The following is a 19,368-nucleotide window of genomic DNA, read 5'->3' as shown; positions in this document are numbered from 1 at the left end:
ATTCGATTTAATAGGAGCAATGCTTGTGCCAAATAGAGGAAATATATAAAAACCATTATTAAACAGTGTTTTATCTTTATCTTCGAACGCTTGGAATGTATAAACCAACACCTTTTTCATGGGCAACTGTGAAAGCTTTTCAATTGCAGGCGGTAAAAACGTCATAGTCGTACAGCCAACAAAGCGTATTATTTTTTACCTTTCACAGTGCGCCAAGTGAAAATGTGCTGCGTAGTAGCTATTATCGGAAAAAGAAGGAAGAAGAATGGATTGTAACGTTGCCCCAAGCACAACCTACCACGAGTGTAATACCCTTACGACAACGCGTCGTAAACGGGGAAAAGGATTTGAATACTTCCATCTTGATAAGGAAAAGATAACCAGTCGTGCTTACTTAAAACGAATGCGAGAGTTGGCTGTGCCTCCTATGTGGCGTGATGTACGTATTAGCGCTTGCCAGTACAATAAGGTGCAGGCCGTTGGCGTTGATGGCAAAGGAAAGCGACAATACATTTACCACGCCCATTGGCAATTGGCGCAACAGCAAAAAAAATTTGCCAAGTTAGGTGAATTCGCTGCTCAGCTTCCAGATGCGCGAGGGCAATGCTTATCCTTATTGGCAGAACCTGATTGGACGAAAGACAAAGTGTGCGCGCTTGGGTGCGCAATCTTAGACCTTACCGCGATTCGTGTAGGCAATAATAATTATTACAAAGCCAATGAAACTTGCGGGTTAACCACGCTCCGACGCAAGCATGTGGATATTAAAGACGACCATGTACAATTTAGCTTTAAAGGTAAACACGCAAAACATCGAGAGGTGCGCATCGACGATACTGAGCTTGCTGAATTAGTGGCTTCAAGTGCAGAGCAACAAGGGTATAGCTTGCTACGTTATTATCAACAAGGCCAATGGCATGACCTGCAAAGTGATGATATTAACGAATTTATCCACCGTGTTTTTGGCGGCCACTTTAGCGCCAAGGATTATCGCACTTGGGCGGGGACGCGAATGGCGGTACGCTTTGCCCACGTAGCCGCAGAGCAAGTACAGGCGCACCCGAGGCGCAAATTTAAGTCTCAACTGGTTAAACTCGTCGCCAAGCAATTAGGCAATACCGCGAACATTTGCGAACAGTATTATATTCACCCGAAGGTGTTAGAACACCTCAGCGAACACTATGAAAATGAACACCCGTTTGCGCATTTTGACGCGACACCGCGCTCTTTAACCGGGGAGTTAGACATGGATGAGAGGCATGCGTTAGCGATTATTACCGGGCGATGACGTAACAAGCCATTTCTGCGGCCTGTTACTGTCGGGGGGATTACTGCTTAGCGTAAGTGCGCAGCATAATATCGACATACGCCGTCATAAAGGCTTGCTCTTGAAACTTCTTCAGCCCCGTATCTGCAAACTCAATAGGTAATGGGTTGCGCTTAAGCTGTTCTTTCATCTCTGTGGCACTAATAATGTGCACATCTAAGTTAGTTATTAGCTGCAGTGCCGCTTCCATTTTAAAGCCAACCGCGCCGCCAGCGAACTTACCTTTGTGAGGTCGCGCTTTGATGGCGATAGCATCCACTTGGTAATCTTCCATCAGCTTTTTAAAGTCACGATGAAACTTTTGGATTTCTTCAGTATCGTTGGCATCGCTTAAAACAAAACGTGTTTGGCGCACATCACGGATGTCAAACACATCATTTTCTTTACTTAGAAGGCATAGTAAAACTTCACTGCCTTTTATTTCTACGCCGCAAGTATGCATAGTCAAATATCACCTTTTTTATCAATGGCATTAGTATATCAGAAGCGCATACAAAATTTGTTAAGAAAATTAGCAGACGAGCCTTGTATTTACCTCTATAGCGCGCCAAAATAACGCCTTGCTCACGCTGTGTGGGCGGCAGTATCATCGCAATGCTTGTTGGTATAAGCGTTGATTAGACTTATTAAATAGACAAATAAATACACGTGGCGCGGCGTAGGTGTCACCACTGTACAAGGATTAAACATGCCAGTAATTACTCTTCCTGACGGCAGTCAGCGTTCATTCGAAAACCCTGTATCCACGTTAGACGTAGCACAAGACATCGGCCCAGGCCTTGCCAAAGCGACCATCGCTGGGCGTGTTAACGGTGAGCGTGTTGACGCCTGTGATTTAATCAGCGAAGACGCACGGTTAGAGATCATCACCGCAAAAGATGAAGACGGTTTAGAAATTATCCGTCACTCCTGTGCGCACCTTATCGGCCACGCCATTAAGCAATTGTATCCTGATGCAAAAATGGCCATTGGTCCAACTATCGACAACGGCTTTTATTATGATGTCGATATGGAGCACTCGCTGACGCAAGAGGATTTAGAAGCGCTTGAAAAGCGTATGAAAGAACTTGCGAAAACCAAATATGACGTGGTTAAGAAGACCGTGAGCTGGCAGCAGGCCCGCGACACGTTTGAACAACGTGGCGAACCTTATAAAGTTGAAATCTTGGACGAGAATATCGCTAAAGATGACCGTCCTGGTTTATACCACCACGAAGAGTACGTGGATATGTGTCGTGGCCCACACGTACCGAATATGAGCTTTTGTCAGCACTTTAAATTGATGAAAGTAGCAGGTGCATACTGGCGTGGCGACTCTGACAATAAAATGTTGCAGCGTATTTATGGCACCGCATGGGGTGATAAAAAGCAACTTAAAGGCTACTTGCAGCGCTTAGAAGAAGCGGAAAAACGCGATCACCGTAAAATTGGTAAAGCCCTAGATTTATGGCACTGGCAAGAAGAAGCGCCAGGTATGGTGTTTTGGCACAATGATGGTTGGAGCATTTACCGCGAGCTCGAAGAGTTTGTTCGCGAAAAACTGCGCGAATATGACTATGAAGAGGTAAAGGGGCCGCTAATGATGGACCGTGGACTGTGGGAAAAATCAGGCCACTGGGACAAATATGGCGATGCCATGTTCACCACGGAGTCAGAGAAACGTGAGTATGCTATTAAACCAATGAACTGTCCTGGTCACGTGCAGATTTTCAACCAAGGTTTGAAATCTTACCGTGATTTACCTTTGCGTATGGCCGAATTTGGTTGTTGTCACCGTAACGAACCATCGGGTGCGTTGCACGGTTTGATGCGCGTACGTGGCTTTACTCAAGACGATGCTCATGTTTTCTGTACAGAAGAGCAAATCTTGCAAGAGGTGACAGCGTGTATCGATATGGTTTACGACACTTATTCGACCTTTGGTTTTGAAAAGATTGTTGTAAAGCTTTCTACACGCCCAGAAAAGCGCATCGGTGAAGATGAACTGTGGGATAAAGCCGAGAAAGCCTTGGCGCAAGCATTGAGCGATAAAGACATTGAATTCGAATACCTACCAGGTGAAGGTGCCTTCTATGGTCCGAAAATTGAATTTACTTTGTATGATTGCTTAGAGCGAGCATGGCAGTGTGGTACAGTACAGCTAGACTTTATGTTACCAGGACGTCTTGGCGCAACTTATGTGGCTGAGAACAATGAGCGTCGCACTCCGGTGATGATTCACCGTGCTATTCTGGGTTCAATTGAACGCTTTATCGGTATTTTGACCGAAGAATACGCAGGGCTGTTCCCAACCTGGCTTGCTCCTAAGCAGGTGGTGATTATGAATATCACTGACAAACAGTCTGATTATGTGCACGAAGTTGTACAAAAATTGAATAAACTGGGTATTCGCGCCGCAGCCGACTTGAGAAATGAGAAAATTGGCTTTAAAATTCGCGAACATACTTTAAAACGTATTCCTTACTTGCTAGTTGTTGGTGACAAAGAAGTAGAGCAGCAAGAAGTGGCAGTAAGAACACGTACAGGTGAAGACCTAGGTAAATTTAAAGTCGATGACTTTATCACTAAAATCACAAATGAAATTAAAACAAGACAGTAATTTGTGATCGAAAGGGTGTATCAAACAGTATCGAATACACCCTTTTAGTTTTTAATATTCTTGGAGGAACGTACCATTAGAGGCGGAAAAAAGGGCCAACAACAGGTCCAAAAAAATCGTATTAACGAAGATATTACGGCAAAAGAAGTTCGACTAATTGACTTTGAAGGTGAACAAGCAGGCATCGTGTCCCTGAGTGAAGCTCAGTCAATGGCGGATGAGGCGGGTGTCGATCTAGTAGAGATCAGCCCAAATGCTGAACCCCCCGTTTGTAAGGTAATGGACTACGGTAAGTTCCTTTTTGAAAAAAGCAAAGCGCAAAAAGAACAGAAGAAGAAGCAAAAGCAAATTCAGGTTAAGGAAGTTAAGTTCCGCCCTGGTACAGACATTGGTGACTACCAAGTTAAGCTTCGCAATCTAACCAAGTTCTTAGAAGCTGGCGATAAGGCAAAAGTAACGATTCGTTTCCGTGGTCGTGAAATGGCCCACCAAGAAATTGGTATCGAGCTTTTGAATCGCATTAAAGATGATCTGCAAGAGTTGGCACAGGTCGAGTCATTCCCGAAAAAAGTGGAAGGCCGCCAAATGATCATGATGCTAGCGCCGGTGGCTAAAAAATAGTATACTCCGCGCGTTTAACGAATTAGTGCAGGTTTACAAGCCACGTGACTTATTTTCTAAGGCAGTGGCACCTGTATCTATCCGGTTGAAGTAGGGCGCTTTTTTAAGCGCTCTCACCGGTTTTGGGAGTAAGTTGGGCCAAAAAAGTGTTTGTGAACTCAAACCGCCTGCTTGCTAAATTTAAGCAATATCAATTGGAGTTATTGCAATGGCTTATAAGCTAAAAACACACCGTGGCGCCGCTAAGCGCTTCAAGAAAACTGCTTCTGGTGGTTTCAAGCGTAAACAAGCGCACCTTCGTCACATTCTGACCAAGAAAACCTCTAAGCGTAAGCTTCACCTACGTCCTAAGCTAATGGTTCATAAGAACGATCACGGCTTAGTTTCTCGTATGTTACCATTCGCTTAATAGGGGTATAGAATAATGGCAAGAGTAAAACGCGGTACTATCGCGCGCGCACGTCACAAGAAAGTTTTAAAGCAAGCTAAAGGTTACTACGGTGCACGTTCACGTGTTTACCGCGTAGCTTTCCAAGCGGTTACTAAAGCGGGTCAATACGCTTACCGTGACCGTCGTGCGAAGAAACGTACTTTCCGTCAACTATGGATTGCACGTATCAACGCAGCAGCTCGTCAAAATGGTTTGTCTTACAGCCGTTTCATCAACGGTCTTAAGAAGACTTCTGTAGAAATCGATCGTAAGATCCTTGCAGATATCGCTGTTTATGACCAAACTGCATTCGCAGCATTAGTAGCTAAAGCGAAAGAAGGTCTTTCAGCTTAATCTACCTGTGTTAGCAGAAGAAAGGAGCCTTTTGGCTCCTTTTTTAATGCCTGAAAATCACGTCTATAGCCATTAGCGCGACTTGGTAAGCACCCAGTCAAGCCAGCTGCTTGGTAAAATACGTTTAAGGAAACCGAATAGATAGGTGGGCGTGGTAACATAGTAACGAGCCTGCGGGCGCTGCGACTCTAACGCATGCACCAAGCGTTTATAAACCGCTTCGGGTCCAAGGGTAAAAGGCTGAGGGCCACTGGTGGATTCCAACCGCCGCTGCTGCGCTAAATAATTATCTCGGTGCGCACTTTTTTCGATATCAATGCCTGAGGTTAAAAATGCGTGCAGTGCGTTATCACGAAAACGCGAACTGATCGGCCCAGGCTCAATCAAAGAAATATATACGCCGGAACCTTGTAGCTCTAAGCGCAAGGTATCTGTTAATCCCTCCAATGCAAATTTACTGGCATTATAAGCGCCGCGATAGGGCAAGGTGACTAACCCCAACACCGATGAATTTTGAATGATACGGCCATGACCTTGTTGGCGCATCTTTTTACATACTAATTGGGTAAGGTGATGCCAGCCGAAAACATTGGTTTCAAATTGCCGGCGCAGCGCTGCCACGGGTAAATCTTCCACAGCGCCAGGTTGACCATAAGCGCCATTATTGAACAAGGCGTCTAATTTACCGCCGCTAAAAGCCAGGGCATCGGCTAGCCCTTGTTCAATGGAGTCAGTATCGGTGTAATCAAGCTGCACGCAGGTGATGCCTTGCTCGTTGAGAGCGCGTACGTCGTCTACATTGCGGCAACTAGCGATCACTTGGTAACCGCGCTTTTGCAGTTGTTTAGCGCAGTAATAACCTATGCCGCTAGAGCAGCCGGTGATAAGAATGGTTTTCATAATTTGCACTCAGTGCCAACGTCATAGCGAAAAACTACCATTTCGTCGCAATCCTGGCCACCTTTAAAGCCCCCTTGTTATACTCAAATACAGCAAAACAACAACAAAAAGAGCGTATTATGTTTACCAGCTTGTTATTAGCCACGGCCCTAGCCGCTGATGCCCACTTGCCCAAACTGATCCCTTGGCAAGGCCAAAGTGAAGCGTTGATGCAGCAACAAGGCGTGTTAACTACGGCGTTTGAACACTCTGGGGGAATGATCTCTCCCGACTATCAAGCGACGATGGCCTATTTAAAGCGTTTACAACAGGCTAACCCGACGCAGTTCAGCCTAGTTAAAATAGGCCAAAGTGACGCTGGCCGTGATATCAATATGCTGGTTGCCAGCGAGCAAGGAAATAATAGCGCGGCGCACATTGCTAATAGCGACAAACCCACGTTATTGATTCAAGCGGGTATTCACAGTGGTGAAATTGACGGTAAAGACGCAGGCTTTATGTTGTTGCGAGACATTGCCACCGGTAAACGATTGGATATCTTGAAAAGCGTTAACCTACTGTTTATACCGATTTTAAACGTCGACGGTCACGAGCGTGCCAGTGCCTATAATCGCATCAACCAGCGCGGTCCTGCTGTTATGGGTTTTCGAACCAATGGTCAAAACCTCAATTTAAACCGTGACTTCACTAAGCTTGATACCCCTGGTGTGCGCGCATTAGCTAAGGTTGTTAATCAGTATCAACCCAGTTTGTACCTCGATATTCATGTTACCGATGGCGCAGATTACCAATACGATATTACCTATGGTTATGCGCCAACGTTCGCCAGCGCCACACCAAAAGTGACAGCTGCGATGGATCAATGGATAGCGCCTGTCATTGACCAGAAACTTGAAGAAATGGGGCATATTCCAGGGCCTTTAGTGTTCGTCATGGATAAAATGGATTTTGCGAAAGGTCTCGCTGGGTGGGTCGCTGGACCTCGCTATTCAAATGGTTGGGGCGAGTTACGCCATTTACCCACCATTTTGGTAGAAAACCATTCGCTTAAGCCTTATAAACAACGGGTATTGGGTACTTATGTGCTCATTGACGGCGCTATCACGGCCTTGACCCGCCATGGCGATGATATCAGCGCCGCCGTGGCACAGTCTAAAGCGCAGCAGCAAGAACGCCTCGTTGTTGAACGCAGCTATGCCAAAGAGCCTGATACCATTGCCTTTAAGGGGATTGCCTATGATTACTATGAAAGCACAGCAACCGGTGCTAAAGAAGTACGTTATTTAGGCAAACCTAAGCATTATGGTGCGTTACCCATATTCTGGCAAAAGGAGGTAAAAACCGAGGTTGATGTGCCCAAGGCTTTCTATATTCCACGCCAGTATACTGATGTGATCGCGACCTTAAAAATGCAGGGGGTTGAAATAGAGGCTGTTACAGCAGACACCGAGTTGCCATTGGCACAAGCACGTATTGTTAATCATCAATTTGCTCAAGCACCATTTGAGGGGCGCTTTCGCGTTAGTGCAGAGTTTGATTACAGCACTGCGAAAACAACAGTAAATCAACAGTGGCTGAAGGTTAGCACGACACAACCCTTAGGGCTTTTGGCTACACATATGCTGCACCCAGAGGCGCCAGACTCATTGTTCCAGTGGGGCTTCTTCCACAGTATTTTTCAGCGCACTGAGTATGTTGAGAACTATGCACTCGCTCCATATGCGCAGCAAATGCTTGAGTCAAACCCGGATATCGCCGAGCGTTACAACGCCAAACTTGAAGATGAAGACTTTGCAAACGACAGTGATGCTCGCAGAGCTTGGCTTTATGCGCAAACACCGTATTATGATCAGCATTATTTGCACTACCCAATATTAATGCAGTTTTAAACTTATGAAAATTACCACCATTCCTGTTACTCCCTTTATGCAAAATTGCCGCACATTGCAATGCGCACAAAGTGGTCAGGCCGCTATTATCGACCCCGGTGGCGATAGTGATAAAATCATCCGTGCGTTAACACAGCGCGGCATTGAGCCCAGTGTAGTTTGGCTAACTCATGGGCATTTAGATCATGTTGGTGCAGCGGATACATTGCGCAAACATTACCAAATCGACATTGTTGGCCCGCAACGAGATGAGCAATTTTGGTTTGATGCCTTGGCGCAGCAGGCTCAGATGTTTGGCTTTGCGCCGCAAGTGCCTTTTTTGCCCGACACCTGGCTCGAGCACGGGCAAACCATAAGTTTAGGTGAGCAGCAATTTGAAGTACGCCATTGCCCAGGACATACGCCAGGGCACGTGATTTTTGTTTGTCATAGTCATAAGCTTGCTATAGTTGGCGATGTGATTTTTAAAGGCTCAATAGGGCGGACGGACTTTCCTAAAGGCGACGGCCCGACATTAATCGCTTCTATCAAACGAGAGGTGCTTAGCCTAGATGACGACTATCGATTGCTTAGCGGTCATGGTGAAGATACCTCGGTGGGACAAGAGCGCCATAAAAACCCGTTTATTAGCGGAAAATTCGGTTAAAAAGTACAGACGAAAACCCTTGCGTTATGTATAATTTTACCTAATTCACAATTAAAAAAGAAAAATCAATGTCATTAAACCAAGTTGACCGTCAGATCTTGGCATTGCTGCAACAGGATGCCAGTTTATCGACCGCCGAAATAGCCGATCAAGTCGGCCTTTCCCAATCACCATGTTGGCGCCGTATTGCACGTCTTGAGCAGGAGGGCTATATCAAAGGCAAGGTAGCCTTGCTAGATGAGAAGCAGCTTGGCTTCGATATGCTTGTATACGCCCATGTACGTTTGTCTAACCACGGCCGAGATCAGCTCGCAGATTTTGAAAAGCTGATTATGAGCTATGATGAAGTCACTGAATGCTACACTATGGCGGGTACCATGGACTTTATGTTGCGTATTATCTCCAAAGGCATTGAAGGCTATGAACAGTTCGTTCGAGACCACTTATTAAGCCTTCCCTATGTGCAAGAAGTACATTCGAATGTGACTATGACCTGTGTTAAGCGCTCCACCGCACTGCCACTGTAAAAGTGGCAGTAAGCCTGCCTTCAGCTTTTTACTCAATTGTTAATTTCTCGGTATTTTGCTAGACTCTGCGACCTTTTCGAAGAGCTCTGCCTAACGTACACGAGGAATGAATGTTTAACTTATTAAGCAAAGCCCCAAGCTCTGCTAAAAACGATATATTGTCTGGATTGACGGTGGCCCTAGCGCTGGTACCCGAAGCCGTTGCCTTTGCTTTTGTAGCCCAAGTAGACCCTCTGGTTGGTTTATACGCTGCCTTTATTGTTGGCCTAATAACTTCTTTATTAGGCGGTCGCCCGGGCATGATATCTGGCGCCACCGGTGCCCTTGCTGTTGTCATGACCTCCCTCGTCGTGACCCATGGGGTAGAGTACCTGTTTGCCACGGTGGTGTTGATGGGCATACTGCAAATTCTCGCTGGGGTCTTTAAACTTGGTAAGTTTATTCGTATGGTGCCGCACCCTGTGATGTTGGGGTTTGTAAACGGCTTGGCCATTGTTATCTTTCTCGCTCAACTTGGCCAATTTAAAGTACTTGGCGACGATGGCCAAATGCAGTGGATGCAAGGCGAAATGATGGCTACCATGCTGGGCCTGGTTGCTTTGACCATGGCTATCATTCACTTTTTACCTAAACTAACCACTGCGATTCCTTCAAGTTTGGCAGCGATTGTCGTGGTGACGGGTTTAGTTTTAGGGTTAGATTTAGAAGCCCGCACGGTTATCGACTTTGTTAAAGATATGACCGGTGATGCCAGCGCCACAATCGCCGGTGGTTTACCTGAATTCCATATTCCTCAAGTGCCGCTCAACTGGGAAACATTCCAGATTATTCTGCCTTATGCGGTTATTCTTGCCGCCATTGGTCTGATCGAATCGTTACTAACGCTTACGCTAATTGACGAAATCACAGACACCCGTGGTCAAAGTAATAAAGAATGCATGGGCCAGGGCGCAGCTAACTTAACTTGTGGTTTCTTTGGCGCGATGGGTGGCTGTGCCATGATTGGCCAATCAATGATTAATATCAACTCAGGTGGCCGCAGTCGTTTATCGGGTGTGACAGCTGCTCTGATGCTTCTGGCCTTCATTTTGTTTGCCGCAAGCTATATTGAGATGGTGCCTCTGGCGGCACTGGTTGGCGTTATGTTTATGGTGGTTATAGGCACTTTTGAATGGTCAAGTTTCCGCATTATGCGCAAAGTACCTAAATCTGACGCCTTCGTTATCTTTTTGGTCAGTGCCGTAACTGTGGCCACAGACTTAGCCATTGCGGTCTGCGTGGGTATTATTGTCTCTGCGCTAGTGTTTGCTTGGCAGCATGCTAAACATATTTACACCGAAAGCTACATTGATGAAGAAGGGTCAAAAGTATATGAGTTACATGGACCTTTGTTCTTTGGCTCAGTGAAAAACTTTATTGAGTTATTTGATGTTAAGAATGACCCTAAAGATGTCATTGTAGAGTTCAAGCATAGCCGAGTTGCCGATCACAGTGCCATTGAAGCTATAGATAACCTTGCTGAAAAATACACCAAGCAAGGTAAAACCTTACACCTACGTCATGTTAGCCCTGACTGTAAGCAACTACTGCATAAAGCGCGCGATTTAGTCGAGATCAATGTTATTGAAGACCCCAAATACCGCGTTGCTTCCGATAAACTCGGATAACATTTAATAACAGGCCAGCGTCATGCTGGCCTTTTTTATTCAGGCACAATTAACGTTTTCACCCTAAACTGGATAGCATTATTTGCTAATGGGTAAAAACATGAAAAAGCTTATTTCTCTAATACTTACATCAGGCATCGCATTCGGCGCTCATGCCGCCAGTGTCCCTGATGAGCCTCACGTTCAAGTTACTGGTGTAGGGGAGGTGTGGGCCACTCCCGACAAGGTCACGTTGAATGTCAGTGTCAATGAACACAGCAAGGATGTTGTTGCGGCAAAGAAAGCGGCTGATGACAAACTTGCGGCCATGATTCTGGCGTTAAAAGAGCAGGGAGTTGCCAGCAGAGATATTCACGCTAGCCAACTGAATGTGCGCAGCAAAACGCGTTACAACCGCGATACTCAAACCAACGAATTTGATGGTTATGAAGTCAGTCGTAACCTCAGCATCATTTTGCGCAATATTGATAGCTATGCGCAAACTCTGCAAGGTCTTATTCAGCAAGGAGCAAATCAAGTAGGGCAGTCGCAATTTGGTTTAACCAATCATGATGAGCTTTTTAGCCAAGCGCAGCAAAAAGCATTCAAAGATGCAAATGCCAAAGCCAACACCTACGCAGAAGGTTTCAACGCCCGCATTGAAAAAGTCTATAGTATCAGTGCCCAACAAGATTACGCGCGTCCAATGCCCCAGGTCGAGGCCATGATGGTACGAGCTGATAGCGCCGGTAGCGCGAAAGTGGAAGATGCTTATAACATCGGTGAAATCAAAGTCACTGCGAAAGTGAACGCAGTGTTTTTGCTCGAGGACTAAGGGTATAGAAATTATCATGATGCAATCATGATATCGAAACGACCTCTCCAACTGCCGGCGGCTAAACGCATTTTGTTTACCGTCGGCACTTTTCTTTTTACTCCAAGCCCTGTAAGTTCTTACTCAAATTTTGATTTGTTAAGGGGTTAGGGTGATAGTCTCAATTTACGCTGCAATTTTAGCGCTGGTTTACGTGCAGTTGAGTATGTATGTTATTAAAGCACGGCGCAAAGCTCAAAAATCCATAGGTACAGGCGAAGATGAAGGCTTAATACGCGCTATTCGCGCACACGGAAACTTCATTGAGTATGTGCCATTTGCACTGATTTTACTTTTTCTCAATGAGTATCAAGGCTTAGCGAGTCATTATTGCCACCTATTTGGTGCCGCCTTAGTATTAGGGAGGTTGCTGCACGCAAGCAATATCGCCCAAAGCAATGAGCAGCTGAAGATTCGCGTGGTGAGCATGGTGCTGACATTCTCTGTCATCGTTTTATTGGCGATTAGCTTACTGCTCGATGCTACGTTAGGGCTCTATTTATAAAGCCCTGATTATTTTGTTATTTTAACCCAACGAAAATGGCTATTTCTTTTTCTCAAAATCACCATGGGTAGGGATCGGGTTGCATTTTTTTTGCAGCTCGGTTTTACCCACATTCTCTGGCTCGTCTGAGCTATAAAAAGTCATACGATAACTTTGCTCAACCTCACCAGAGCAGTTTGCTTGCTCTAGCATAGCTTGTTCAAATGATTGCTGTTGTTCAGGGGATGCGCAGCCAGCCAGTGCTGCTGTTAAGATGATGATTGCGTACTTCATTGACTTCTCCTTAATGCCCACACTGTTAAAATTTTGAGTATACGTGCGGTAACTCAGGTAATTTTTATATTCCAAGCGCTCGTTTGCAACGCAAAAAGTGTAACTATTTAAAACAAGCGCCGACAAAGACTGAGGAACTGTAGCCAAACCTTTTCTGCAATGGCTGTTAGCGGATTGATTCAACGAGTAATTTATAGATTTTCTTGGTAATTATTTGTAATATCGCAGCTTTATTTGCTAACAAGGATGAGCACATGTATCGCGGTAAGCTAGTCAATTGGAATGACGATAAAGGGTTCGGTTTCATCAGCGCAGCAGAGCTTTCATCAAATACCTTTATTCACATTTCAACGCTTAAGCACATGAGTCGATCGCCAAAACAAGGCGACTATATTTACTTTGAAGTTGAAAGGCATGAAGGGAAAACGCGCGCTACAAATGCTCGTATAGAGGGAGTTGCCGCGAAGAAATTCAAAACCTCAAAAAGCACCAACAAGCCCGGTGCGAATAAGCTAGTGCCTGTATTAGTGGTTGGGATTATGTCGGTTTTATTATTTAACTATTTAGATTTTACCGAACAAGTCAGCAACCCAAGGGCTATTCAACAAATCCCAGACACCGCATTCGACACCACGCCACGACAAACATTTAAGTGTGATGGGCGCCAGTACTGTAGCCAAATGAGATCACGAGAAGAAGCTGTATTTTTCATTCGAAATTGTCCGAATACAAAAATGGACGGTGATAACGATGGCAATCCTTGTGAGAGTGACTCAAGATTTTAAAAGGTAAATGCCTAGCTATAAGCCTCTAACGATGAACCGTAATGAACGCTTTGCTCTGTACGAGAGTGAGATTGATGGGTTCAAAGCGAAAGAGGCTTGTTTGTGTCATACATTAACTAGACGATTGATGTTGGTTAAATAGGTTTAAATGCTATTTAACATAATCTAATTTATAGGAGGTTGCTATAATAACCAGATAACTATCATAGAAACCGATACTAAAAGTCCAATACTAGACGGTATCGGACATTTAGTGTCATTACGGCTTTTAGTATGTTGTGACAAGTGTTGTTCATTTACCAATTTATACAATTTCCTAGTTAGTTACTGCGCTTTAGTCTATGGTTGTATTGAGCAATATGCGCTTATCGCATAGTATTAGTAACCAAACCACGAATAAAAAGACGTATTATGGAGTTTGTTCGCCCTTTGGAGCCGATTCTGATCATTGATGATGATCAGTCCATGCGAAGTTCTTTGACCACCATCCTCACCGAGCTGGGTTACGACCAAGTCGCGGTTGCTACAGATGTCGCAGAGGCCAAACCGCTGTTATCTCAACTGGAGCCAGAGGTGATATTTGTGGATATAGCGCTCCCAGACACTGATGGTTGCGACGTCGTCAGTTACCTAAAAGATTTACACCCCCACAGTCGAATTATCCTTTGCGCTGATCATAACTCCCAGGAAAACGTAGAACATAGCTGGGAATTCGGTGCGCAAGAATACATTAGCAAACCATTCAACGCGAATAAGGTTGATATGGTTATGAAGCGTTTAGAACTAAATTAATAAGCCCCCTTATGCAAGAACAATTAAAACAGCTGACCTTAGGCCTAGCTGATGTTATTTATGGCAAAGAACAGCAAATAAAGTTAGCTCTGTGTGCAATGTTAGCGCGCGGCCATTTATTATTAGAAGATCTTCCAGGCATGGGTAAAACAACCCTGTCGCATGGCTTGGCACAAGCCCTGGGGATGAGTTATCAACGTATTCAATTTACCAGTGACTTGTTGCCAGCAGATATTCTGGGGGCGAGCATTTTTAACACTCAAGAGCAGCGCTTCTCGTTTCATAAAGGCCCGGTATTTAGCCAAGTGGTACTCGCCGACGAAATAAACCGTGCGGGTCCTAAAACACAGAGTGCGTTGCTTGAGGCCATGGAAGAAGGCTGTGTCAGTATCGACTCTGAACGATATACGCTCCCTACTCCATTTTTTGTGGTTGCAACGCAAAACCCACAGCATCAATCCGGCACCTTTCCATTGCCAGAGTCACAGCTAGACCGGTTCTTTATGCGCTTAAGCTTAGGATTCCCCCCAGCCGATGCGGAAAAACAACTCATTCGTGGCCATATTCCTCAGCGTGATAAAGCGATTGATGCCATTATCAGTGCCGAGCAGTTACAAGCCATGCAGGCCAATGTTGATAAGGTTACTATAGCCAATACCGTTGTTGATTATATCTTGTCACTCGTAACTCACACCCGTCATGATAAAGATATCAGTCATCCTTTATCTCCTCGTGCCAGCATCGCGCTCGCCCAAGGCGCACGGGCTTGGGCATTTATGGAAGGCCGTGACTTTGTTATGCCAGAAGATGTGCAAGCTGTGTTCGCCAGTATTTGTGAGCACCGCATTAATCCGCATGACGTTTACAGTCAAGGCTCTGTATGCAGCGATATTCTCGCTCGCGTCAAGGTTCCGCTTTAGTATGCTTGCAACAATGCAACAGGGATGGTCGTCCATACGAACGCGAATAGAATCCCTACTGCTGCGTGATAAACACAAAAAAAAGCACCTGACACTGGGTCACAGTACGTTATATGTGCTGCCATCTAAGCTGGGCTTGGGCTTTTTACTTATTGCCGTGTTGAACTTTATCTTGGCCGCCAATTATCAGAATAACCTAGTGCAAGTTGTCTCTTATTTGATGTTGGTGTTGGTATTGATGTCGTTAATTCAGGCCTATACCAACTTAAAGGGCCTCGAGGTCAAATTTAATAATATTAGTGATGTTTTTGCGAACCAAACACCTGTATTGAATATTACTGTATGCAATAACTCGCGTACCAGCTATGGCGTTAAACTAACGTGGCAAGGTCAATGTAAGGAAGTTGAACGCGTTAGCCAAGATGCCCAGGTCGTGCTTGTAAGTGGCCGTAAATGTTCCCGTGGCAAGTATCCAGCAACACGACTCCAGATTTCAACGGGATTCCCATTTGGCCTCGCTAAAGTATGGAGCTATCTAGAGCCACATGCCCATTACTTTGTTTATCCATCTGCACACGCGCACAATACTGCACTGACCTATGAGGCCAGTGAAAACCAAGGTGAAGTGAACGCGCTTAAGCCACAGTCAGGAAATGAAGAGTTTTATGCCTTGAATGAATATAAACAAGGTGCTGACTACCGCCGCATTTCTTGGAAACACTTTGCCAAGCGTGAGCAGTTGTTAGTGAAAGAGTTTGTATCTTATCAGGATGCGCAATATATGCTCGACTACGCATCACTACAAGGCAGTGTTGAGCAACGCCTGAGTGCGATGGCCTATTCCATTGAGCAGGCGAAAAGCACCCAAACAAAGCTTGCGCTGCGTATTGGCAGTACTCAGTTTGATGCTGATAACAGCCCCTCCCATTATACTAATGCATTGCGTGCACTGGCTTTATTTAAAAATGGAGAGAAATGATGCTGTCTTTTGTTAGCACGGTGCTCAGTGTCATTTACATCGGTATTTTCACGTTAATAGGCGCAGAACTCCCCTCCTTAATGCTGAGCCTGTTGTTGTTACTGTGTCTTTGGAATTTGTTACTGGCAAACAAGTCATTGACTCGCCCAGGTGCACTGGCTACTAACTTATTGGCAGCGGCTTGCTTAGGTGTGCTGTTTGTGTCGGTCAGCTATGATGAAAGTGTCCTACTGTTCGTGTCAATGCTGTTACAGGCAGCAATATTAAAGCTCTTACAAGCGAAAACGTCCAAGCAGCTATCGACTGTCATTGTGCTTACCTTCTTTTCATTATCGACTGTGTTCCTTTATCAACAGTCTTTATATAGCTCAATATTAGTGGCCATATTTTACGTTTGTTTGTTGGCATCTTTAGCCGCCTTACATGGTGCTCGCACGCCCAAACGAGCCTACTTTCAAGCACTTGGCTCGTTCGCTATGGCAATCCCCATCGCTGCGTTATTGTTGTTATTTATTCCCAAAGTGCCTGCATTTTGGAAACTTCCTGGCGCTGGCGGTGCTAAAACAGGCCTTAATGAGCGTATAGACCCGTTCAATATTGCCAATCTGGCGAAGTCCGATGACTTGGTGTTTCGTGCTGAGTTTTCAGGGCAACTTCCTGCGCCCCCTTATTATTGGCGAGCGCTTAATCATGAAGAATTCGACGGCAAAGCATGGATAAAAGCGCAGCGCCCTCCTCGCCCTCGTACAGATATAGACTGGCAGAGTTATAGCGCTCAGGCCACTCTGTACTTAGAAAGCTCCGCAAACCGCTGGCTATATGCATTGCAAGACAGTGTTAGCCCGAGTCAAAAAGTAGATAATTTACGAGGCGGTTTACTTAAGCGCAAAGAGTCAGCAGCATCGAGCTTTCAATACCCATTGCTTTACCGACCGGTGCAAGCAAGTGTCCTGACTAATTACCAATCACGCCTTAACCGCCTACTGCCAACGGATGGGAATCCGCAGGCAAGAGCGTTAGCCCGGCAGTTGAGTCAAAGTACAAACACGGCAAACCAGTTTGCTAGCCGGCTGATGGGCTTTTATGAACAACAAGGCTTTAGCTATACGTTGACTCCAACGCCGATCACCGATGACAATTCCCTTGACGTATTTCTCACCCAAACTAAGCGTGGCTTTTGTGGCCATTATGCTAGTACAAGTGCATTTATAATGCGTGCTGCCGGGATCCCTGCACGTGTGGTATCAGGGTATTTGGGAGGAGAGCAAAGTGAACAGGGTAATTACCTGCGTGTATATCAGTATGATGCCCACGCCTGGGTTGAGTATTATGATGGCAATCAATGGCAGCGTTTTGATGCAACCAGTGTGGTCGCGCCAGAGCGATTAAATGGCTCGCTCTCTCAGGTTCAAGAATTGCAACAAGAGTTTATGGATAACCTTGATGTCGGCTTATTGCAGTTGAGCCATATAGAGGCATTGAACTGGTTACGATTAACATTGGAAGAGCTCGATTACAGCTGGACAAAGTGGGTGCTTGGTTTTGATCAACAAAAACAAAAAAGCGTGCTTAAAGATTTACTCGGTAACCAAATAGCACAGTACAGCATGGTGTTGGCCCTTTGCGTGGTTGCACTTGTTCTGCTTGGGTTATTGTTATTGGGTAGTCGCAAACAACAGCAGTCAATGAGCTTCAGCGCTAAATGGCTGAATAGGCTGTTTTTATATGCAGATAAACAGGCACTGCTTAGCACGCAAAATAGCACACCCAAGCAAAAGCTGGCACAATTAGCAACACACTGCCCCGGCGCGGCAACGCCACTTGCGCGTATAGAGCAGCTTTATACGTTGGCCGCTTATAAGCAACGCCCGCTTACCAAAGCACAGAAAAAAGACCTTGTAAAACAGGTAAAAAAAGCAATAAAAATAATAGGCTAGAATATGAATTCGGTATTAATTGGCGTCATTTTGATGCTTGCACTCACCCTGTTACGAGTGAACGTAATCGTGGCGATGACTGTCGCAGCTGTGACCAGCGGATTAATCGCTGGACTACCTTTAAAAACAACAGTAGAAGCGTTCAATAATGGCCTCTCAGGCGGCGCTGAAATTGCCCTCAGTTATGCTATGCTCGGCGCCTTTGCTGTGGCTATCTCGAAATCTGGCCTCACCACTTTACTCGCTCGTCGACTATTGAAAATGATGGGGCAAGAGCATATTTCTTCGCGGTTTTTATCTTTTGCGGTGCTTTCAGTGATTCTCTTTTGCTCTTTGGCATCACAAAATCTCATTCCTGTTCATATCGCTTTTATTCCTATACTCATTCCACCGCTGTTAGGTATTACGAATGGCTTAAAGTTAGACCGCCGCGCCCTCGCCTGCACACTCACCTTCGGCTTAGCTACGGCTTATATGGTGTTACCTTATGGCTTTGGGGGCATTTATTTATACAACATTTTACATTTAAATTTGGTCGAGAATGGCTTATCAATCGACAAAACCAGCGTTCCTCTAGCTATGGTGATCCCGGCACTGGGCATGGTTTTCGGCTTATGTGTTGCGCTTTTTATCAGTTATCGCAAAAGCCGCAGCTATAACAATATATCGCTCGCTACAGAAGAGACTGAGAATGCAATAGCCCACCCATCAAAGGTCTTAGCCATAGGCTCTGTGGCAATCGTGCTGTCACTCGCAGCTCAATTTCTGAGTCAATCGATGATTCTCGGTGGCCTTGTTGGGGTGATTGTGTTTACTGTGTTTGGCATTGTTAAATGGCATGAAAATCAAGATGTGTTCTCCAAAGGAGTGGCGATGATGGCGATGATCGGCTTCATTATGATTTCAGCGCAAGGGTTTGCCGAAGTTATGAAAGCCACCGGTCATGTTGACTCACTCGTTGCCAGTGCCGCAGATATGATTCAAGGCAACAAACCATTAGCGGCGGCGCTTATTCTGCTAGTAGGACTACTCATTACTATGGGGATCGGCAGCTCATTTTCTACAGTTCCAATTATTGCAGCACTTTTCGTTCCTTTGTGTTTGCAACTGGGGTTCTCCCCAATGGCCACGGCTGCATTAGTAGGCACGGCGGGCGCCCTGGGTGATGCAGGTTCACCGGCGTCAGATTCAACACTCGGGCCCACTTCAGGATTGAATGTCGACGGCCAACATGACCACATATGGGATACCGTGGTACCAACCTTCTTACATTTTAATATTCCACTGGTTTTGTTTGGGTGGCTAGCGGCCCTTGTGCTATAAAGGGGACAGATTTTAGCCAATTAGTACCCACACAAGGAGGT

At 45.4% G+C, this 19,368-nt stretch carries 20 protein-coding genes; 17 read left to right on the top strand and 3 right to left on the bottom strand.

What is annotated here, in order from left to right; genetic code table 11:
- Positions 1 to 265: 265 nt before the first annotated feature.
- Complete coding sequence (locus tag MHM89_RS02430; protein ID WP_239407982.1) at positions 266 to 1,288, top strand: DNA topoisomerase IB; 1,023 nt, start codon at positions 266 to 268, stop codon at positions 1,286 to 1,288.
- A gap of 40 nt (positions 1,289 to 1,328) precedes the next feature.
- Here MHM89_RS02430 and MHM89_RS02425 read toward each other — a convergent pair whose 3' ends face one another.
- Positions 1,329 to 1,769, bottom strand: a complete 441-nt coding sequence (locus tag MHM89_RS02425) for a DUF3010 family protein (protein ID WP_022944194.1) — start codon at positions 1,767 to 1,769, stop codon at positions 1,329 to 1,331.
- Between the two features lie 246 nt (positions 1,770 to 2,015).
- On the opposite strand from MHM89_RS02425, the gene thrS reads away from it, so the two are divergent.
- From thrS to rplT, 4 genes are all read left to right on the top strand, one after another.
- Positions 2,016 to 3,926 carry a threonine--tRNA ligase gene (thrS, locus tag MHM89_RS02420; RefSeq protein WP_022944195.1) on the top strand — a complete coding sequence of 637 codons (1,911 nt, stop codon included), beginning with the start codon at positions 2,016 to 2,018 and terminating at the stop codon, positions 3,924 to 3,926.
- Positions 3,927 to 3,986: 60 nt separating this feature from the next.
- On the top strand, positions 3,987 to 4,547 hold the full coding sequence (gene infC / locus MHM89_RS02415; RefSeq protein ID WP_022944196.1) for a translation initiation factor IF-3: 561 nt from the start codon (positions 3,987 to 3,989) through the stop codon (positions 4,545 to 4,547).
- Positions 4,548 to 4,755: 208 nt separating this feature from the next.
- Positions 4,756 to 4,956: a 50S ribosomal protein L35 gene (gene rpmI / locus MHM89_RS02410; RefSeq protein ID WP_022944197.1), complete on the top strand. Its 201-nt coding sequence runs from the start codon at positions 4,756 to 4,758 to the stop codon at positions 4,954 to 4,956.
- Positions 4,957 to 4,971: 15 nt separating this feature from the next.
- Positions 4,972 to 5,331, top strand: coding sequence for a 50S ribosomal protein L20 (rplT, locus tag MHM89_RS02405; protein WP_022944198.1), 360 nt, complete (start codon positions 4,972 to 4,974; stop codon positions 5,329 to 5,331).
- A 72-nt stretch (positions 5,332 to 5,403) separates the two neighbouring features.
- On the opposite strand, the gene MHM89_RS02400 is transcribed toward rplT, so the two are convergent.
- Entirely contained in the window at positions 5,404 to 6,231 is an 828-nt protein-coding gene (locus MHM89_RS02400; protein ID WP_045978871.1) for an SDR family oxidoreductase, read from the bottom strand.
- 119 nt (positions 6,232 to 6,350) lie between these two features.
- Here MHM89_RS02400 and MHM89_RS02395 point away from each other — a divergent pair, with 119 nt between their 5' ends.
- From MHM89_RS02395 to MHM89_RS02370, 6 genes are all read left to right on the top strand, one after another.
- The gene (locus MHM89_RS02395) at positions 6,351 to 8,120 is read left to right on the top strand and encodes a M14 family metallopeptidase (protein WP_239407981.1); all 1,770 of its coding nucleotides are present in this window, start codon (positions 6,351 to 6,353) and stop codon (positions 8,118 to 8,120) included.
- Between the two features lie 4 nt (positions 8,121 to 8,124).
- Positions 8,125 to 8,766, top strand: coding sequence for an MBL fold metallo-hydrolase (locus tag MHM89_RS02390; protein ID WP_239407980.1), 642 nt, complete (start codon positions 8,125 to 8,127; stop codon positions 8,764 to 8,766).
- Between the two features lie 68 nt (positions 8,767 to 8,834).
- Positions 8,835 to 9,293, top strand: coding sequence for an Lrp/AsnC family transcriptional regulator (locus tag MHM89_RS02385; RefSeq protein WP_022944202.1), 459 nt, complete (start codon positions 8,835 to 8,837; stop codon positions 9,291 to 9,293).
- Between the two features lie 110 nt (positions 9,294 to 9,403).
- Positions 9,404 to 10,960 carry a SulP family inorganic anion transporter gene (locus tag MHM89_RS02380; RefSeq protein WP_045978789.1) on the top strand — a complete coding sequence of 519 codons (1,557 nt, stop codon included), beginning with the start codon at positions 9,404 to 9,406 and terminating at the stop codon, positions 10,958 to 10,960.
- A 100-nt stretch (positions 10,961 to 11,060) separates the two neighbouring features.
- Complete coding sequence (locus MHM89_RS02375) at positions 11,061 to 11,774, top strand: SIMPL domain-containing protein (RefSeq protein WP_171036730.1); 714 nt, start codon at positions 11,061 to 11,063, stop codon at positions 11,772 to 11,774.
- 151 nt (positions 11,775 to 11,925) lie between these two features.
- The gene (locus MHM89_RS02370) at positions 11,926 to 12,318 is read left to right on the top strand and encodes an MAPEG family protein (RefSeq protein ID WP_151172792.1); all 393 of its coding nucleotides are present in this window, start codon (positions 11,926 to 11,928) and stop codon (positions 12,316 to 12,318) included.
- A 39-nt stretch (positions 12,319 to 12,357) separates the two neighbouring features.
- On the opposite strand, the gene MHM89_RS02365 is transcribed toward MHM89_RS02370, so the two are convergent.
- Positions 12,358 to 12,591 (bottom strand): hypothetical protein, encoded by a 234-nt coding sequence (locus MHM89_RS02365; RefSeq protein WP_239407979.1) that lies wholly within the window; start codon positions 12,589 to 12,591, stop codon positions 12,358 to 12,360.
- 254 nt (positions 12,592 to 12,845) lie between these two features.
- Between MHM89_RS02365 and MHM89_RS02360 the strand changes: the two genes are divergently transcribed.
- The 6 genes from MHM89_RS02360 to MHM89_RS02335 all read left to right on the top strand — a co-directional run bounded on the left by MHM89_RS02360 (position 12,846) and on the right by MHM89_RS02335 (position 19,327).
- On the top strand, positions 12,846 to 13,376 hold the full coding sequence (locus MHM89_RS02360) for a cold shock domain-containing protein (protein WP_239407978.1): 531 nt from the start codon (positions 12,846 to 12,848) through the stop codon (positions 13,374 to 13,376).
- Between the two features lie 411 nt (positions 13,377 to 13,787).
- On the top strand, positions 13,788 to 14,168 hold the full coding sequence (locus tag MHM89_RS02355) for a response regulator (RefSeq protein WP_022944208.1): 381 nt from the start codon (positions 13,788 to 13,790) through the stop codon (positions 14,166 to 14,168).
- 11 nt (positions 14,169 to 14,179) lie between these two features.
- On the top strand, positions 14,180 to 15,088 hold the full coding sequence (locus tag MHM89_RS02350; protein ID WP_045978794.1) for a MoxR family ATPase: 909 nt from the start codon (positions 14,180 to 14,182) through the stop codon (positions 15,086 to 15,088).
- A 1-nt stretch (position 15,089) separates the two neighbouring features.
- On the top strand, positions 15,090 to 16,067 hold the full coding sequence (locus MHM89_RS02345; protein ID WP_235419030.1) for a DUF58 domain-containing protein: 978 nt from the start codon (positions 15,090 to 15,092) through the stop codon (positions 16,065 to 16,067).
- The gene (locus MHM89_RS02340) at positions 16,064 to 18,004 is read left to right on the top strand and encodes a DUF3488 and transglutaminase-like domain-containing protein (RefSeq protein ID WP_239407977.1); all 1,941 of its coding nucleotides are present in this window, start codon (positions 16,064 to 16,066) and stop codon (positions 18,002 to 18,004) included. Before MHM89_RS02345 ends, MHM89_RS02340 begins: the two co-directional genes overlap by 4 nt.
- Before the next feature lie 3 nt (positions 18,005 to 18,007).
- Complete coding sequence (locus MHM89_RS02335; protein ID WP_022944212.1) at positions 18,008 to 19,327, top strand: Na+/H+ antiporter family protein; 1,320 nt, start codon at positions 18,008 to 18,010, stop codon at positions 19,325 to 19,327.
- Positions 19,328 to 19,368: the final 41 nt, after the last annotated feature.

This window comes from Pseudoalteromonas sp. CNC9-20 (genome assembly GCF_022347875.1).
In the GTDB taxonomy this organism is placed as follows: Bacteria; Pseudomonadota; Gammaproteobacteria; order Enterobacterales; family Alteromonadaceae; genus Pseudoalteromonas; species Pseudoalteromonas ruthenica.
Note: the sequence above shows the minus strand (reverse complement) of the source record. Positions and strands in the feature narration are given on the sequence as shown.

Excerpts from the sequence above, each read along its gene's own strand:
- MHM89_RS02430 (WP_239407982.1), top strand. The coding sequence starts at position 266 with ATGGATTGTAACGTTGCCCCAAGCACAACCTACCACGAGTGTAATACC.
- MHM89_RS02425 (WP_022944194.1), bottom strand. The coding sequence starts at position 1,769 with ATGCATACTTGCGGCGTAGAAATAAAAGGCAGTGAAGTTTTACTATGC.
- thrS (WP_022944195.1), top strand. The coding sequence starts at position 2,016 with ATGCCAGTAATTACTCTTCCTGACGGCAGTCAGCGTTCATTCGAAAAC.
- rpmI (WP_022944197.1), top strand. The coding sequence starts at position 4,756 with ATGGCTTATAAGCTAAAAACACACCGTGGCGCCGCTAAGCGCTTCAAG.
- rplT (WP_022944198.1), top strand. The coding sequence starts at position 4,972 with ATGGCAAGAGTAAAACGCGGTACTATCGCGCGCGCACGTCACAAGAAA.
- MHM89_RS02400 (WP_045978871.1), bottom strand. The coding sequence starts at position 6,231 with ATGAAAACCATTCTTATCACCGGCTGCTCTAGCGGCATAGGTTATTAC.
- MHM89_RS02395 (WP_239407981.1), top strand. The coding sequence starts at position 6,351 with ATGTTTACCAGCTTGTTATTAGCCACGGCCCTAGCCGCTGATGCCCAC.
- MHM89_RS02390 (WP_239407980.1), top strand. The coding sequence starts at position 8,125 with ATGAAAATTACCACCATTCCTGTTACTCCCTTTATGCAAAATTGCCGC.
- MHM89_RS02385 (WP_022944202.1), top strand. The coding sequence starts at position 8,835 with ATGTCATTAAACCAAGTTGACCGTCAGATCTTGGCATTGCTGCAACAG.
- MHM89_RS02380 (WP_045978789.1), top strand. The coding sequence starts at position 9,404 with ATGTTTAACTTATTAAGCAAAGCCCCAAGCTCTGCTAAAAACGATATA.
- MHM89_RS02375 (WP_171036730.1), top strand. The coding sequence starts at position 11,061 with ATGAAAAAGCTTATTTCTCTAATACTTACATCAGGCATCGCATTCGGC.
- MHM89_RS02365 (WP_239407979.1), bottom strand. The coding sequence starts at position 12,591 with ATGAAGTACGCAATCATCATCTTAACAGCAGCACTGGCTGGCTGCGCA.
- MHM89_RS02360 (WP_239407978.1), top strand. The coding sequence starts at position 12,846 with ATGTATCGCGGTAAGCTAGTCAATTGGAATGACGATAAAGGGTTCGGT.
- MHM89_RS02355 (WP_022944208.1), top strand. The coding sequence starts at position 13,788 with ATGGAGTTTGTTCGCCCTTTGGAGCCGATTCTGATCATTGATGATGAT.
- MHM89_RS02350 (WP_045978794.1), top strand. The coding sequence starts at position 14,180 with ATGCAAGAACAATTAAAACAGCTGACCTTAGGCCTAGCTGATGTTATT.
- MHM89_RS02345 (WP_235419030.1), top strand. The coding sequence starts at position 15,090 with ATGCTTGCAACAATGCAACAGGGATGGTCGTCCATACGAACGCGAATA.
- MHM89_RS02340 (WP_239407977.1), top strand. The coding sequence starts at position 16,064 with ATGATGCTGTCTTTTGTTAGCACGGTGCTCAGTGTCATTTACATCGGT.
- MHM89_RS02335 (WP_022944212.1), top strand. The coding sequence starts at position 18,008 with ATGAATTCGGTATTAATTGGCGTCATTTTGATGCTTGCACTCACCCTG.